Origin of the sequence: Arthrobacter sp. Marseille-P9274 (genome assembly GCF_946892675.1) — a bacterium.
In the GTDB taxonomy this organism is placed as follows: domain Bacteria; phylum Actinomycetota; class Actinomycetes; order Actinomycetales; family Micrococcaceae; genus Crystallibacter.
This window is the reverse complement of the sequence record NZ_CAMPOV010000003.1, coordinates 99,784-115,173: the sequence shown is the minus strand read 5'-3', so window position 1 is coordinate 115,173 and position 15,390 is coordinate 99,784. Positions and strand designations below refer to the sequence as shown.

Sequence of the window (15,390 nt, the reverse complement as noted above, 5' to 3'; positions counted from 1 at the left end):
CATGGCCAACCGCATCAGCCTCAACGCCTTCGACATGACCACTCCGACGCACCAGAGCCCGGGGCTCTGGCGGCATCCGGAGAACCGTGCCGACACCTACAACACGCTCGAGTACTGGACCGGCCTCGCACAGACGTTGGAGCGGGGAACGTTCGACGCGATCTTCCTCGCCGACGTGCTGGGGATCTACGACGTCTACCGGAACTCGTCGGCGCCCGCGCTGCTCGACGCCGACCAGGTGCCCCTGAACGACCCGTTCATGCAGATCTCCGCGATGGCAGCCGTCACCAAGAACCTAGGCTTCGCCGTCACCAGCGCACTGACCTACGAGCTGCCTTATGCGCTGGCGCGGAAGTTCTCCTCGCTGGACCACCTGACGCGCGGCCGCATCGGCTGGAACGTGGTCACCAGCTACCTGGAGTCGGCGGCCCGGAACCTCGGGATGACCCGGCAACTGGATCACGACGCCCGCTACGATCTGGCCGACGAGTTCATGGACGTGGTCTACAAGCTGTGGGAGGGCTCCTGGGAGGAGGGCGCCGTGGTCAAGGACCTAGGACGCGGCGTCTACACTGACCCGTCCAAGGTCCACCCGATCAACCACCGGGGCGAATACTTCGACGTGCCGGGCATCCACCTCTCGGAGCCGTCGCCGCAACGCACGCCGGCGATTTTCCAGGCCGGCGCCTCGCCGCGCGGCCGCGCCTTCGGGGCGAAGCACGCCGAGGGCATCTTCCTGAATTCCATCCGTCCCGAGATCACCCGCAAGGCCACGGACGCGACCCGGGACGAGTTCGAGGCCGCCGGCCGCCCCCGCGACGCGGCGAAGTTCTACGCCCTCGTGACCGCCGTCGTCGCCGATTCGGATGCGGAGGCTCAGAAGCTGCACCGCGAGTACCAGTCCTACTCCTCCCGCGACGGCGCGCTGACGTTCTACGGCGGCTGGTCCGGACTGGACCTCTCCCGCTATGCGGGCGAGGAGGAGCTGAAGTACCTGGAGACGAATGCGGCCAGGTCCGCGCTGTCCATCTTTACGACGGCGGACCCGCAGCGTTCCTGGACGCCCAACGCCGTGGCCGACTACCTCGGCATCGGCGGCATCGGGCCAGTACTCGTCGGCTCCCCGGAAACCGTAGCCGACGAGATCGAGCGCTGGGTCGACGTCGCCGGCCTCGACGGCATCAACCTCGCCTACGCCATCACCCCGGGGTCCTTCGAACAGTTCGTGGACCTCGTGGTGCCGGAGCTGCGCAAGCGCGGCCGCGTGTGGGAGGACTACGAAGGCTCCACGCTGCGCGAGTACCTCGCCGGCCCCGGCCACGCCCGGGTGGCCGACGACCACGCGGCGGCCGCCTACCGCGGCGCCTACGCGGGCGCACCGAGCGCCGCCGACTCGGCGGCGACGGACACACCCGAAGCCATCCTGAGCACCCGCTGACATTCCAACCTCCGAGAGAAGGACCAAGATGACTATCGAAACCCTGCCTCGCACGCCCTGGGCCGGCACCGCCGACGAGGCCGAACTCGAGCACTGGCGCGCCGTCGCCCAGTCCGTCGCGGACCAGCTGGCCCCCGACGTCCTCGAGCGCGACCGCGCCAACCGGCAGCCGGCCGCCGAGGCTGAGCTGCTGCGCTCCTCGGGACTGCTCAATCTTCTGGCCCCGGTCGAATTCGGCGGCGGTGGCGGGCACTTCGAGTCCGCCTTCGAAACGGTGCGCATCCTGGCCACCGTGGACGGCTCCATCTCCCAGCTGCTGGCGTACCACTACTTCAACCAGGCCTGCATTGGGTTCTACGCGGAGCCGGCAGACCAGGCCGCCTGGTGGCGGCGAACTGCAGAGGGCGGCTGGCTTTGGGGCGACTCGGTCAATCCGGTGGACCCCACGCTGGTGCTCACCCCGGACGGCGACGGTTACCGGCTCAACGGGCTCAAGCGCTTCTCCACCGGCTCCGGCGTGGGCGACGTGATCATCATCAACGCTGCCATCGAGGGCGGGGACGACGACGGCAAGGTGCTGGCCTTCGTGCTGGAGACCAGCCGCGAGGGACTGGAGCTCGTGGACGACTGGGACAACCTCGGCCGGCGGCTGACCGGTTCCGGTTCCGTGAAGTACACCGACGTGCCGGTCCGCCCCGCGGACATCCTCGGCGAGGTAACGGACGAGCCGATCTCCACGATCCTCACCCCGGGCGTCCAGCTCGGCTTCGCCAACTTCTACCTCGGCGTCGCCCAGGGTGCGCTGCGGCAGGGCCGCGAGATCCTGCTCGCCCGCAAGAACTCCTGGTTCCTCTCCGGCGCCGCGACCTACTCCCACGACCCGGTCTTCCAGCGCGTCCTCGGGGAGCTCAAGGCCCGCACGGCCGCCGTCGAGGCGCTCGCCGAAAAGCTCAACCGGCGCTATGACCGCGAGGTCGCACGCTCCTCGGACCTGACGGCCGCCCAGCGCGGCGAGTTCGCCGTCGCCATTGCCGAGCTGAAGGTGGTGGCCACCGAGATCGGCCTCGAGGTCGCCAACCGGATCTATGAGGTCACCGGCGCGAGCTCCACGAAGAGCTCGGTGGGCCTGGACCTGTTCTGGCGGAATGTGCGCACCCACTCCCTCCACGACCCGGTGGACTACAAGAAGATCGAGGTCGCGGCCTACTACCTGCACGGCGAACTGCAGCCGCTGTCCCTCTACACCTAGGAATCCCCTACACCTAGGAATAATGACGTAGGAAACGATGGCAGGGGCGGCCGTTGCGGAACGGCCGCCCCTGCCTGTCAATCAGTCGTTCGATACAGCCCAGCCATAGTCCGGGTACTCGAAAAAGTCGTCGCCGTCGAGGGTGTCGACTTCGCCCGTTGCCATCGAATCGATCAGCGACTCAAGGCCGGTCTGCACGGTCTGCACGAGCATGCCCTTCATCTTCTGGCCGAAGGTGTTCGACTGGCCCCTGACCTCGAAGAGAACGGTGGCGGAACCGTTGAGGGCGAAGGCGGAGCGTCCCTGTCCTGCATACTCGCGGTCTTCGGGGTGGAAGTAGCGTCCCACGGCGGCAAGCGGCGACTGCTGGCCGTAACGCTCCTTGATCCCGTCGGCAACGGCCAGCGCGTAGCGGCGGGACTTGTCCTGGTCCAGAAGCGGCCAGTCGTCCTGGTACGCCGCGCCGTCGTTTACGCCCAGGGGCGGGTAGTCCAGGGCCACGGATATGTGCTTGCCGTCCTGCTCGCCTCCGGTCTGCGCGTCGCAGGGGCCCATGTGGTGCAGGTCGACGACAGCGTCCACCTCGCCGAACTCCTCGCGCAGGTCCACGTAAAGGTCCCTAATCGTCTGTGATTCCGGAGCGAGGAAGAACCCGGCGTTTTCCTGCAAGCCGGGCAGGTCGCCAGGCTGCGGGACATAATCGAGGTCAGGGTTGAAATCGCGGTTCAGGTCGAAGCCGGGCAGGTTGATACCGCCGTTGCTCGGCCGGTGGTACCAGGCAGGCGGGGCACCTTCGAGTTGCGGATGGAGGGCTTCCGTCTCGTCCCAGGACATGACGTTCGTCCGGCGGTTCAACTCGCCGCCGTCGGGATTGGCCATGGGCATGGTGACCAGGGTGACCTCTTCCAAAGCCCGCAGGGTTTCCGGGTCGCTACTGGAACCGAGGTCCTTGAGGATGTTCAGGAGGGCTTCCGTACCGGTGCGTTCGTTGCCATGGATCGCGCTCTGGACAAACAGCACGCGCTCTCCCGTGCCGACCCGGGCGGTGTACAGGTTCCGGCCGAGCGCGGACTGGCCTGCCACCTCGACTTCGACGCGGCCTTTGCTGGTGGCTGCAATCGACTGGAGCTTGGGGCCCAGTTCCTCGTAGCTGGTCCAGCCGGAGAATTCCGGATCCTCCCAGGTCCTGCACGTGCCCTGGCCCGGGGTGTTGGCTTCCGCCGGAGCTGCGCCTGCGGGCAAGGCCGAAATCATAGTGCACAGCATGGTTGCGGCGCCGACTGCACCGAATAGTCTGCGGGAATTTGGGCTCACTGTGTCTCCTGGGTCGAGTGATTGGGACATCCCAAGCGTTGCCAGCGGCCTGAAGCAGGTCAAGCGTTTCATCATGGTTTGCGGTAAAAACGGACAATCCTGCTGTGTTTCCTGCAGGCCGGGGTGCAGCTGAGGCCAAGGGGGATATGATCAGAGGTCGCGCGGGATTTGAGGTGCGCGGCCGCCGTCGTTATGGGTTTTGTCCCGGAGCCGCGGTCGGCGGTGCCTGCGCCCCGCTGCGGTGATAGAGTCGAAGGCGAATTATGCTGTCCCGCTGTCGATGCGCGGGCAGCCGCCGATCCGTCGCAGGGCGTCTCGGCCCCCAGGACATTCCGCCGGCCAGCCGGCACAACGGGCCTTGCTGCCCGACCTTGTAAGACGCCATAGAGATCGGATCCCATGACCAGGACTTCACGCCATTCCACCCCCGTTGCGCGGCAGACCCCGCCCCGGCTCGCGAAGGGGGCCATGCGGATCGTCTCGCTTGGCGGCCTCGGCGAGATCGGCCGGAACATGACGGTGTTCGAATACGGCGGCAAGCTGCTGATCGTGGACTGCGGTGTGCTGTTCCCGGAGGAGCACCACCCCGGCGTGGACCTGATCCTGCCGGACTTCTCCTCGCTGCGGGACCGCCTGGACGACATCGTCGGCGTGGTGCTGACCCACGGCCACGAGGACCACATCGGCGGCATCCCGTACCTGCTGAAGGAACGCAGCGACATCCCGCTGATCTCGGCGCAGCTGACGCTGGCCTTCATCAAGACCAAGCTGCAGGAACACCGCATCACCGCCAAGACCGTACAGGTCAAGGAGGGCGACAAGAAGAAGTTCGGGCCGTTCGACCTGGAGTTCCTGGCCGTCAACCACTCCATTCCGGACGGCCTGGCCGTCGCGATCCGCACCCCTGCGGGCCTGGTGCTGGCCACGGGCGACTTCAAGATGGACCAGTTCCCGCTGGACGGCCGCATCACCGACCTGGCCGGCTTCGCGCGGCTCGGCGAGGAGGGCGTGGACCTGTTCCTGCCGGACTCCACCAATGCTGACGTGCCCGGATTCCAGATCTCCGAGCAGGACCTGGCCCCGGCCATCGACGAGGTGTTCCGCACCGCGCCGCGGCGGATCATCGTCTCCAGCTTCGCCAGCCACATCCACCGCATCCAACAGGTGATCGACGCCGCCGCCCTGTACGGCCGGAAGGTCGCCTTCGTGGGGCGGTCCATGGTGCGCAACATGAAGACCGCGGGCGACCTGGGCTACCTGAACATCCCCAAGGGCATGCTGGTGGACTTCAAGGAGCTCGACAAGATGGCCCCGACCAAGGCCGTGCTGATCTGCACCGGTTCGCAGGGCGAGCCGATGGCGGCACTGGCCCGCATGGCGAACAAGGACCACGTCATCGACCTGACCGAGGGCGACACGGTCCTGCTGGCGAGCTCGCTGATCCCGGGCAACGAGACCTCGATCTACCGCCTCATCAACGACATGACCAAGCTCGGCGCCAACGTGGTGCACAAGGGCAACGCGAAGGTGCACGTCTCCGGGCACGCGTCCGCCGGCGAGCTGGTCTACTGCTACAACCTGGTCCGGCCGCGCAACGTCATGCCGGTCCACGGCGAGCACCGGCACCTGAAGGCCAACGCCGAACTCGCGATCCGCACCGGCGTGGACCCGAAGAGGGCCTTGGTGCTCGAGGACGGCGTCACGGTTGACCTCAAGGGCGGCGTGGCCAGCGTGTCCGGCCGGGTCGCGGCCGACTACGTCTATGTGGAGAACATGGTGGCCGGCGCTGCCACCGAGGAATCCCTACAGGACCGCCTCCGGCTGGCCGAGGACGGCGCGATCACCGTGCTGGCGATCGTCAACCCGGACACCGGGAAGCTCGAGGAGGACCCCGAGTTCTTCCCCGTCGGCTTCGCTCCCGCAGACGGCGAGCTCAACAAGGCGACGTCGATCGTGGAGAAGACGCTGGCCAACTTCAAGGGCGACAAGGCCGGCCCCGACGCCGAGCAGGCCATCGCCCGCGACCTGGTGCGCTGGTCCGACCGTCAGCTGCGGCGCAAGCCCGTGGTCACCGTCATTATCGTCGAGGCGTAGCCGCCCCGCCGGCCTGCACCCGGAACCGCCGGCCGGTCACCTCGGCCGGCACGATCCTGACGTAGCGGCTCTTGATGCCGCCCTGCCAGGGGAAGATGGGCAGGTCGAGTGTCTCGACGATGTCCTGGGTGCTTTCCGGCATCCCGGCCTCGCCCTTGACCACTGCGCTCCACGCGCGCTTGGACTCCGGGTCGAAGCCGTCCACCTCGAACACCACCGGGTTGCCGGAGAGCGCGCCATCCAGCTTGGTGCCCTCTCCGGTGCGGAACACCACGGATTCGCCGTCCACGGTGTAGTTCACGGGGAAGATCTCCGGGCGCCCGTCGATAATCACGCCGAGCCTGCCGACTTCGGCGCTCCGGATAGCGTCCCAGCATTCGGTCGAAGAGAGGTGCTTGATTCCGTACAGGGCATCGTCCTCGTCAGTCATGGCCCCAGTCTAGGGGCGGGCGCGCAAGAGGGGGAGGACGACGGCGGCATTCAAGTTCTGTTGACCGCGGAAGGTAAGTGCCGGCGTCGTAACCGCGGAACGCACGTGCCGCCGCAGTCGATGTGCCGGGACCTGCTCAGCGCCGCTCGGACAGCCGTGCGGCCAGCAGCCCGCCGACGCTGAAAGCCAGGGTCAGCCCGAGGACCAGCAGCAGCGGCGCGGACCAGGCACCCGTAATACTGTTGAGCCAGCCGGCCAGGGGCGGAGTGCAGGTGGCGGCCAGGTAGCCGCCGGCCTGCACTCGGGCGGATGCGGAGGCGGCCTCGCTGTCGCTCCGGGCGATGCGCGGGATGATGGAGAAGATCGCCGTGAACCCGCCGCCCTGCGCGATGCCGCCGATGATGGACCAGATGACGTAGGCCTCCGGGGCGAGGAGCAGGCCGATCGGCAGGGTGATCCAGCAGAGCCCGATGACCGCGACCGGAATCCAGGTGCGGGCCCGCGCGGCCAGTAGGGGCACGCCGAAGGCGCCGCCGATGGCGGCGATCTGGAACAACGAGGCGGTGGCGCCGGAGGCGGCCGGGGCGAGCCCCCGCGTATCGGCCAGGAGCAGCGGCAGCCAGGCGGTGGTGGCGTAGTAGGCGCCGGACTGCCCGCAGAACGCGAGGATCAATAGGGCGACGATCCGCCGGTTCCGGCTCGTCGCTGCCGCTGCGCCGGGACCGTCCACAGCTGCCGGCTCCGGCGTTCTTCCCTGCGCCCGCGCCCCGCCGTTTGCGCCGTCGGCCGGGCCGAACCTGGGGCGTCCCCAGATCAGCCAATAGGCCAGACCCGCCGCGGTCACGACGGACCAGGCCGCGATCGCCCACCGCCAGCCGAACAGCGCGGCGAGCGGAGCGGTGGCGAGCAGGGTCGCCATGGAGCCGACATTCATCGTGGCCGAGTACGCCCCCGTGACCGCCGAGACCTTCCGCCAGGGCACGTCGCGGCGGATGATCACCGGCACCACGATGTTGCCCAGGGTCAGCGCAACGCCGATGATGGCTGTCCCGGCCAGCACGACCGCCGCGGGGCCGATCGAACGGATCACTGTGCCGGCCAGCACCCCGGCCAGGCACAGGATGACGGTGGCCTCCGGGCCGAAGCGGCGGATCGTGCGCGTCGCCAGCGGCGTGGCCAGGGCGAAGAGCAGCACCGGCAGCCCGGTGAGCAGGCCCGCGCCCACGGCGTTCAGGCCGGTGTCCGCCTGGATGTCGCCGATCACCGCCGTCGGCGCGATGATGGGGGCGCGCAGGCTCAGCGCCAGCATGACGATTCCGGTGATGACCCAGGGCAGCGACTGGCGGGGGATTGATGGTCCGTGCGTGGCAGGCTCCTTGGCGTCGGCGTCGCGGGCACGTTGCCCGGGTCCCTCAGCACCATATGCCACTGAGGCCAGGCCCGCTGTCGTCGAAGGCGCCGGGCAGGTGCGCCGCATCGGCCGGACGAATTCTGTTGTTCAGAATCAGTGGCAATCGTCCCGGAAAATCGCTGTAACACAGAGAAGTTGATTCTGGCCAGCAGAATTTTTTTGGCTGCACGTAACCGCGCTCACTACGATGTGAGGCAAAGCTCCCACGCCGACGACGTCCGGGGGGCACTTCACATTTTCAGGAGCACCCATGCAGTTCTATCTTGACGGCTACCGTCCCGGCGACCCCGAAGACCGTCCGGCAGCGCCGGGCCACGAGGAGGGTCACGGCGGCCGGCTTCCCGAAGAGGTGGACGTGCTGGTGGTCGGCACCGGCCCCGCGGGCGTGGTTCTGGCGGCGCAGCTGGCCGAGTTCCCCGGCGTCCGGACCATGGTGGTCGAGCGGCGCGAGGGCCCGCTGGAGCTCGGCCAGGCGGACGGCGTGGCCTGCCGGACGGTCGAGATGTTCAACGCGTTCGGTCTGGCGGAGAAGCTGGTCCGCGAGGCGTACTGGGTCAACGAGACCGTGTTCTGGCGGCCGGACGAGCAGGACCACTCGAAGATCGTCCGCAGCGGCCGCGTGCAGGACGTCGCCGACGGCCTCTCCGAGTACCCGCACGTGATCGTGAACCAGGCGCGCATGCAGGCCTACCTGCTCGAGCACATGCGGAAGTCGCCCAGCCGGCTGGAACCGGACTACGGGCTGGAGGCGACCGCCGTCGTAGTCCATCCCGACGGTGAGTACCCCGTGGAGGCGACCCTGCGACGGACCACCGAGCTCGGCGGCAGCGAAGACGTCACCGTGCGCGCCAAGTACGTGGTGGGCTGCGACGGTGCCCGCTCGGCCGTGCGGAAGTCGATCGGCGTGGAACTGCGCGGCGATGCGCGGAACCATGCGTGGGGCGTCATGGATGTCCTGGCCGTTACGGACTTCCCCGACGTGCGCTTCAAGGCCGCCATCCAGTCCGCCGGCGGCAACATCCTGCTGATCCCGCGCGAGGGCGGCTACCTGGTCCGCTTCTACGTGGACCTGGGCGACCTGGACCCGGCGGACCGCGAGGCCCGCAAGCGGTTCACGGTGGACACGATCATCGAGCATGCGCAGCAGGTCCTGCACCCCTACACCCTTGAGGTCAAGGACGTTGCCTGGTGGTCGGTCTACGAGGTGGGCCAGCGGATCGCGGACCGGTTCGACGACGTGCTGCCGGAGGAACGCGGCACCCGCAGCCCGCGCGTCTTCATCGCCGGCGACGCCTGCCACACCCACTCGGCCAAGGCCGGCCAGGGGATGAACGTCTCGATGCAGGACGGCTTCAACCTCGGCTGGAAGCTCGCCGCCGTGCTCGAGGGGCGCAGCCCGGAGTCCCTGCTGGACACCTACGCCGAGGAGCGCCGGGCCATCGCCCAGGAGCTGATCGACTTCGACACGCGCTGGTCCAAGACCATGGGTTCCAAGGTGAAGGACCCGAACAACCCCGACGACGAGGGCCTGGACCCGCAGGAAGTGGAGCGGCAGTTCGTGCAGGCAGGCCGCTTCACCGCTGGCTTCGGCACCGACTACGCGCCGAACATGATCACCGGCGAGGACACCCACGAGCACCTGGCCAAGGGCTTCCCGGTCGGCGAACGCTTCTACTCCGCGCCGGTGGTGCGGCTGGCCGACGGCAAGCCGCTGGGCCTCGGGCACGTGGCGCAGGCCGACGGCCGCTGGCGGCTCTACGCCTTCGCCGACTCCACCCGCCCGGACGCCGCCGACTCCCGCCTGGCCGGGCTGCTGCGGTTCCTCGCCGACTCACCGGATTCGCCCCTGCGCCGGTTCACCCCGGCCGGCGCGGACCCGGACTCCGTCTTCGACCTGCGGGCCGTCTACCAGCAGGGCCACCGCGAGCTCGACGTCAACCAGGTGCCGGAGGTCCTGCTGCCGAAGAAGGGTCCGTTCGGCCTGACCGACTACGAGAAGGTCTTCACTCCGGACCTCAAGTCCGGTGTGGACATCTTCGACGAGCGCGGCATCGACCGCCAGCAGGGCGCGCTGGTGGTGGTCCGACCGGACCAGTACGTCGCGCACGTGCTGCCGCTCGACGCGCATGAGGAGCTCGCCGCCTTCTTCAACGGCATCCTGGTGGCGCAGGCGTAAGCGGCCGGTCGGGCCGGCTGTGACGGAGCAGCGGTCCGGCGCAAGAATGGTCGGGTGAGCGATGCCGGTGAATTCGTGGACGCAGCCCTTCAGCGGGAGGCGTCGTGGGAACGCGCCGAGGACTGGGCGGCGCGGCTGGGCCACGCGCTGCGCTACTACGGCTCGAGCGTGGGCGCCGTCCGCGGAACCATTCGCGACGCCGGCCGCCGGTACCCGGGGCTGGCTCGTGACGAGGTGACCGCGCTGGCATCGGAGCTGTGGTCAGTGCCGGTGTTCGAGCGGCGCCTCGCGGCGGTGGTGCTGCTGCAGTCCAACCTCCGGCTGCTGGACAACTCGGACCTGACGCGGATCGAGGGGTTCGTGCGCTCGGCCCGGCTACGTGAGCTGGTTGATCCCTTGGTTGTGGACGTGGTCGGGCCGATGGTGGAGCGGCTCGCCGCCCCGGCGCGGGAGAAGGCGGACGCCGTCCTCGACCGGTGGGCGCACGAAGCCGACCCCTGGCTCCGCCGCGCCGCCCTGCTCTCCCCGCTGCGGGCACTCAAGAACGGCGGCGGCGACTGGGACGGCTTCGCGCGGCGCGTGAATGCCGCGCTCCCGGGATCGCCGGGTTCCGGGGCGGAACGCAGCATCGTCGAAGAGGCGGCCTCAAAGGTCGTCGCAGAGGTGGGCAAGACGAGGCCGGAGCTGACCCTGCCCCATGCCGGCCGGCTGGGTCTTAGCCCGCCTCGGAGGGCCGGTAGGTGTTGATGAGGACTCCGGAGCGGAGGGCGCGGGTCTCGATCAGTTCGAACCTGCTGAGCGGGAAGCCGTCGGAGAAGAGCTTCTTGCCGGTGCCGAGCACGAGCGGATAGACGGCGAGCCGGTACTCGTAGATGAGGTTGTGCTCCGCCAGCGTCCTGATCAGCTGCGTGCTTCCCCACACGCGGATTTCGCCGCCCGGCTTCGCGCGGAGTTCCGCCACCGCTGCCGGCACATCGGCGCCGAGGAGCTGCGAGTTCTTCCAGCCGAGCTCCGTCAGAGTCCGCGATGCCACGTACTTGGGGATGCGGTTGTACCTGCGGGTCAGCTCTCCCTGCAGGCCTTCGGCGTCTTCGTCCCACACGCCCCAGAAGCCGGCGAAGATCTCGTAGGTCTTGCGGCCGAGCAGCAGGGCCTCGGTCCTGCTTTCCCAGGCGGCGACAAGTTCACCGCCTTCACCGCCGTCGCGCTCGTCATATTCGGCCGTCCAGCCGCCGTGCTCGAAGCCGCCCTCGCGGTCCTCGTCGGGCCCGCCGCCCGCCTGGACGACGCCGTCGAGGGTTATGAATGCCTGCACCACGATCGTGCTCATAGCCGGTTCTCCTTCATCTCGTTCCGGATCTAGAAGTCGACCCCCACATGCGGCGCGACGGCGTGCAGCAGCAGGTTCGAGGCCTGTTCAAGGGTGATGCCGTCGTCGTCCGCCGCCACCGCAAGCATGAGCCCGTCGACCAGGGCGACCAGCATCTTGGCCGTCTCGGAGGGGCTGGCTCGAAGCGTGAAGGTCCCGTCGGCCACGCCGCGTTCGATCGTCTCGACCACCCAGCTGCGCCAGGCGTTGTTCGTGGCCGATACCAACGGCTGGAGGAAGTCATTCCGGCTGGCCGCGGCGCAGCTTTCCGTCCAGACGATGCAGCGCTCGCGGCTGCTCAGCGCCCCGGACAGCAGCAGGCGCAGCCGCTCGCGGTTGTCCTCCACGCCGTCCAGCTGGGCGGTCCATTGGCGGATGCGTTCCTCGTTGGCCGCCAGCAGCATTTCGCGCACCACGTCGTCGCGGCTGCCGAAGTGGTGCTGGATCAGGCCGATGGAAACCCCGGCCTCGGCAGCGATGTCCCGGAGCCGGATCCCGTCCACGCCGTACAGGGCAAGGAGCCGCTCCGCAGCCTTGAGGACGCGGTCGCGCTTGAGCGGCATTTTCTCCCCGATCCTTGTGCGGAACTGGTCCGAGCCTAGCTTGTCGAAAATAAGCGTGGCCCAACCCTTGCCCACAGCAAAACAATAATTCATTATTGGACGCACTGGCTGCCTCGCTCAGAAGGATGTTTCGCATGGACCGGCTCGTAGACAAGACCATTGGTGCCCACCTGTTCCTGACGGAGGGCGAGTCGTCCGCGCCGCTGCCGGAGCGCGTCGAGAACCTGGTGATCGGCGGCGGAATCGCCGGCGCCAGCATCGCGGCCCACCTCGCCGAGCGCGGCACGGGCGTCGCGCTGCTGGAGGCAAACGTCCTTGGGTCCGGCACCACGTGGCACGCGGCCGGCCTCGTGACGGGCAGCAGGACGACGACGGCGCTCACCAAGCTGGCGAGCTACGGCATCGGTCTGTATGCGGGTCTTGAGTCCCGCACAGGGATCGAGGTGGCGTTCGAGCGGCGGGGCTCGCTGATGGTGGCCCGAACCCCCGGGCGGGCGGACGAGGTGGACTATGCGTACGACGTCGCCGTCCTTAATGGGATCGATGCCAAGCTGATGGAACCCGAGGATGTGCGCAGCCTGTGGCAGGCCGCCGATCCCTCCGGCATCCTTAAGGCCCTCCTAGTCCCGGGCGACGGTCACATCAATCCGGGCTACGCGGCCATTGCGCTGGCGAAGTTGGCCCACGAGCACGGCGCCTCGATCCACGAACACGTCCGGGTCCAGGAGGTCCTCGTCGAAGCCGGGCGCGCGGTGGGGGTCCGTACCGACCGCGGGGTGGTCCATGCGGAGCGGGTCGTGCTGGCCTGCGGGCTGTGGACGCGGGAGCTGGCCGCCACGGCCGGCGCACCCGTGCCGCTGTATCCCGCCGAGCATGTGCACGTCCGCACCGGGAAGGTCGCCGACGACATCGCCCGGCCGCCGGTGTTCCGGGATTTGGATAACCACTACTACATCCGCGGCGAGGACGGACACCTGCTGGTCGGCGCCTTCGAGCCCGAAGGCATCCCACGGAGCGCGGCGGAGGTTGGCTCCGACGGCTTCGCCGAGTTCCCTGCGGCGTGGGAGCACTTCGGGCCGATCCGCGCGAAGGCCGAGGCCGCCGTTCCTGTCCTCGCCGTCACCGACTTCGAGCGCTTCCTGAACGCACCGGAATCCTTCACGCCGGACGGGAACTTCCTGCTGGGCGAGACGGCGGAGGTGGGCTCGCTCTTTATCGCCGCGGGCTTCAACTCGCAGGGCATCATCTTCGCGCCCGGGGTCGGCAAGGAGCTGGCCGAATGGATGCTCTCCGGGGCTCCGGCGTTCGACGCTTCCGCCGTCGATGTGCGCCGCTTCTCGCGGCACCAGTCCAATCCGCGCTACCTCCACGAGCGCACGAAGGAGGCCCTAGGCCGGCTGTACGCGATGCACTGGCCGCAGCTCCAGCCGACGACCGCGCGCAATGTCCGCCGCAGCCCGCTGCACGAACGGGTAGCCGCCTTGGGCGCCGGCTTCGGAGAGCAGAACGGCTGGGAACGAGCCAACTGGTACGGCGAGCCCGGCTCCTCGCCGGCCTACGAATACAGCTACGGGCGCCAGAACTGGTTCGAGCCGGTTCGCCGCGAGCATCAGGCCGCGCGCAACGGGGTCGCAATCTTCGACCTCTCGTCCTTCGCGAAAATCGAGATTGCGGGGCCGGACGCGCTGGAGGTCCTGCAGGAGATGGTGACGTCCGACGTCGACGTGGCCGTCGGAAAGGCGGTCTACACCCTGGCCCTGACGGCCCGGGGCGGCATCCAGCTGGACGGCACGGTCCTGCGGCTCGAAGCCGACAGATTCTGGTTGATCACCCCGGCGGCGACCCAGGACCTGACCCTCGGGCTGCTGCGCTCGCAGGCGCGGGGGAGGGCCGCGGCGGTCTTCGACGCGACCAGCGGGTGGGCGGTGCTCGGCGTTATGGGGCCGCAGAGCCGGGAGCTGCTGGAATCGATCTCGCCGGGCGTCTGGTCCGACGCGGATCTCCCTTACACGCACTCGGCGGAGGTTCCCCTCGGCGGCGGGACGGTCCGGGCGCTGCGGTTGAGTTTCGTGGGGGAGCTCGGCTACGAGCTGTACGTGCCGGCGGAGCTGGCGGTCGCCGTGTTCGACCAGCTGTGGGAGGCCGGCAACGCCTTCGGGGCCCGCATGGCCGGATACCACGCGCTGGATTCGCTGCGCAGCGAGAAGGGCTTCCGCCATCTCGGCCACGACATCGGACCCGCAGACGACCCCTACACGGCGGGCCTCGGCTTCACGGTCGCCGACTCTAAGGATTTCGGCTTCGCCGGCGGCCCCGCCCTGCGGGACCTGGACCGGAAGGCGTTGCCGGAGCGGACGGTCTATGTGAAGCTGCTGGACTCCGACCCGCTGCTGCACCACGACGAGGCCGTGCTGGTAAGCGGCACCGTGGTGGGCCAGATGACCAGCGGGGCCTATGGCCACACATTGGGCGCCGCGGTGGGGCATGCCCGCGTCGCCGCCGATGTGGTGTCCGCAGGCGAGGTCGAGGCCGAGGTTCGGATAAAGGGCGTGCTGGTGCCGGCACTGCTCAGCCGCCGCCCGTTCTACGACCCGGCGGGCGAGCGGATGCGCGGATAGAGTCGCCACATCCAATAACGAATTATTAAATCTGCCTCACAGACCTAGCCAGGAGTGTTGTCCTGTCCGTATGGTGTTACTAAACGCTCTGTAATGTGATCCATGTCACTGGAGGTGTCGTGGCGGTTCAGCAGGCTTCGCCGGATGGCGTGGAGATCGGCGGCCGGATTCGTTCCGCCCGCGTGCTGCGCGGGATTTCGCTCCGCCGGCTGGCTACCGACGCCGGAGTGAGCGCGGGCTTCATCTCCCACCTCGAGAACGGCCGGTCCGGGGTCAGCATCTCGACCCTGCGCAACATTGCACGCGTGCTCGGCATGACGATCGCGGAACTTGTCGACGGCGAGCACGGCCAGGGCCGCGGGGTTCTTCGACGGGAGGATCGGAAGAAGGTGCAGGCGGAGGGCGGCCTGACCAAATATCTGCTCTCGGCCACGCCGCTTCGCAACCTCGAGGTCTATGCCGGTGAGCTTCTGCCGGGCGGTTCCACCGGCGCTGAACCCTACAGCCACGGGCACGCGCAGGAAATGGTCATCTGCCTCAAGGGCAGCGTCGAGGTTACCGTCGGCGACCAGGCCTACGTCCTGGCCGAAGGGGATCTCGTGGACCTGTATAGCTCCGTGCCGCACGGATTGCGTAACACCGGCGGCGATACGGCCGAAGTGCTGTGGATCATCAGCCCGCCCACCCCCGACTGAGCTTTGACAGCCATCCCTCTTGAGAACGCCATA

General features: G+C 68.5%; 12 protein-coding genes. 7 read left to right on the top strand and 5 right to left on the bottom strand.

The features are described from left to right. The first annotated feature begins 1 nt into the window (after window position 1). Together OC550_RS17910 and OC550_RS17905 are read left to right on the top strand one after the other, a co-directional pair. The gene (locus tag OC550_RS17910) at window positions 2-1,438 is read left to right on the top strand and encodes an LLM class flavin-dependent oxidoreductase (protein WP_262107292.1); all 1,437 of its coding nucleotides are present in this window, start codon (window positions 2-4) and stop codon (window positions 1,436-1,438) included. A gap of 28 nt (window positions 1,439-1,466) precedes the next feature. After that, window positions 1,467-2,687 (top strand): acyl-CoA dehydrogenase family protein, encoded by a 1,221-nt coding sequence (locus OC550_RS17905; protein ID WP_262107291.1) that lies wholly within the window; start codon window positions 1,467-1,469, stop codon window positions 2,685-2,687. An 81-nt stretch (window positions 2,688-2,768) separates the two neighbouring features. Here OC550_RS17905 and OC550_RS17900 read toward each other — a convergent pair whose 3' ends face one another. Next, window positions 2,769-3,929, bottom strand: coding sequence for a M14 family zinc carboxypeptidase (locus OC550_RS17900; protein ID WP_262107290.1), 1,161 nt, complete (start codon window positions 3,927-3,929; stop codon window positions 2,769-2,771). A gap of 471 nt (window positions 3,930-4,400) precedes the next feature. Between OC550_RS17900 and OC550_RS17895 the strand changes: the two genes are divergently transcribed. Continuing rightward, complete coding sequence (locus OC550_RS17895) at window positions 4,401-6,095, top strand: ribonuclease J (protein ID WP_262107289.1); 1,695 nt, start codon at window positions 4,401-4,403, stop codon at window positions 6,093-6,095. On the opposite strand, the gene OC550_RS17890 is transcribed toward OC550_RS17895, so the two are convergent. Together OC550_RS17890 and OC550_RS17885 are read right to left on the bottom strand one after the other, a co-directional pair. Further along, a complete protein-coding gene (locus OC550_RS17890; protein ID WP_262107288.1) occupies window positions 6,079-6,525 on the bottom strand; it encodes a pyridoxamine 5'-phosphate oxidase family protein in 447 nt (148 codons plus the stop codon). The two genes, OC550_RS17895 and OC550_RS17890, sit on opposite strands and share 17 nt — an antisense overlap. Before the next feature lie 136 nt (window positions 6,526-6,661). Next, window positions 6,662-7,954 (bottom strand): CynX/NimT family MFS transporter, encoded by a 1,293-nt coding sequence (locus OC550_RS17885; protein ID WP_368736946.1) that lies wholly within the window; start codon window positions 7,952-7,954, stop codon window positions 6,662-6,664. A gap of 232 nt (window positions 7,955-8,186) precedes the next feature. Here OC550_RS17885 and OC550_RS17880 point away from each other — a divergent pair, with 232 nt between their 5' ends. Both OC550_RS17880 and OC550_RS17875 read left to right on the top strand, forming a co-directional pair. Further along, on the top strand, window positions 8,187-10,112 hold the full coding sequence (locus tag OC550_RS17880; RefSeq protein WP_262107287.1) for an FAD-binding monooxygenase: 1,926 nt from the start codon (window positions 8,187-8,189) through the stop codon (window positions 10,110-10,112). 54 nt (window positions 10,113-10,166) lie between these two features. After that, complete coding sequence (locus OC550_RS17875; protein WP_262107286.1) at window positions 10,167-10,859, top strand: DNA alkylation repair protein; 693 nt, start codon at window positions 10,167-10,169, stop codon at window positions 10,857-10,859. Here the strand turns inward: OC550_RS17875 and OC550_RS17870 are convergent. Together OC550_RS17870 and OC550_RS17865 are read right to left on the bottom strand one after the other, a co-directional pair. Next, the gene (locus OC550_RS17870; protein ID WP_262107285.1) at window positions 10,828-11,442 is read right to left on the bottom strand and encodes a dihydrofolate reductase family protein; all 615 of its coding nucleotides are present in this window, start codon (window positions 11,440-11,442) and stop codon (window positions 10,828-10,830) included. The genes OC550_RS17875 and OC550_RS17870 overlap by 32 nt on opposite strands. A 29-nt stretch (window positions 11,443-11,471) precedes the next feature. Beyond that, window positions 11,472-12,119 (bottom strand): TetR/AcrR family transcriptional regulator, encoded by a 648-nt coding sequence (locus OC550_RS17865; RefSeq protein WP_262107284.1) that lies wholly within the window; start codon window positions 12,117-12,119, stop codon window positions 11,472-11,474. A 59-nt stretch (window positions 12,120-12,178) separates the two neighbouring features. Between OC550_RS17865 and OC550_RS17860 the strand changes: the two genes are divergently transcribed. Together OC550_RS17860 and OC550_RS17855 are read left to right on the top strand one after the other, a co-directional pair. Further along, window positions 12,179-14,662 carry an FAD-dependent oxidoreductase gene (locus OC550_RS17860; protein WP_262107283.1) on the top strand — a complete coding sequence of 828 codons (2,484 nt, stop codon included), beginning with the start codon at window positions 12,179-12,181 and terminating at the stop codon, window positions 14,660-14,662. 119 nt (window positions 14,663-14,781) lie between these two features. After that, complete coding sequence (locus OC550_RS17855; protein ID WP_262107282.1) at window positions 14,782-15,357, top strand: helix-turn-helix domain-containing protein; 576 nt, start codon at window positions 14,782-14,784, stop codon at window positions 15,355-15,357. Window positions 15,358-15,390 lie beyond the last annotated feature (33 nt).

Bases quoted from the DNA above. Each gene is read 5' to 3' on its own strand.
- OC550_RS17910 (WP_262107292.1), top strand. From the start codon at position 2: ATGGCCAACCGCATCAGCCTCAACGCCTTCGACATGACCACTCCGACG.
- OC550_RS17860 (WP_262107283.1), top strand. From the start codon at position 12,179: ATGGACCGGCTCGTAGACAAGACCATTGGTGCCCACCTGTTCCTGACG.
- OC550_RS17880 (WP_262107287.1), top strand. From the start codon at position 8,187: ATGCAGTTCTATCTTGACGGCTACCGTCCCGGCGACCCCGAAGACCGT.
- OC550_RS17905 (WP_262107291.1), top strand. From the start codon at position 1,467: ATGACTATCGAAACCCTGCCTCGCACGCCCTGGGCCGGCACCGCCGAC.
- OC550_RS17870 (WP_262107285.1), bottom strand. From the start codon at position 11,442: ATGAGCACGATCGTGGTGCAGGCATTCATAACCCTCGACGGCGTCGTC.
- OC550_RS17890 (WP_262107288.1), bottom strand. From the start codon at position 6,525: ATGACTGACGAGGACGATGCCCTGTACGGAATCAAGCACCTCTCTTCG.
- OC550_RS17895 (WP_262107289.1), top strand. From the start codon at position 4,401: ATGACCAGGACTTCACGCCATTCCACCCCCGTTGCGCGGCAGACCCCG.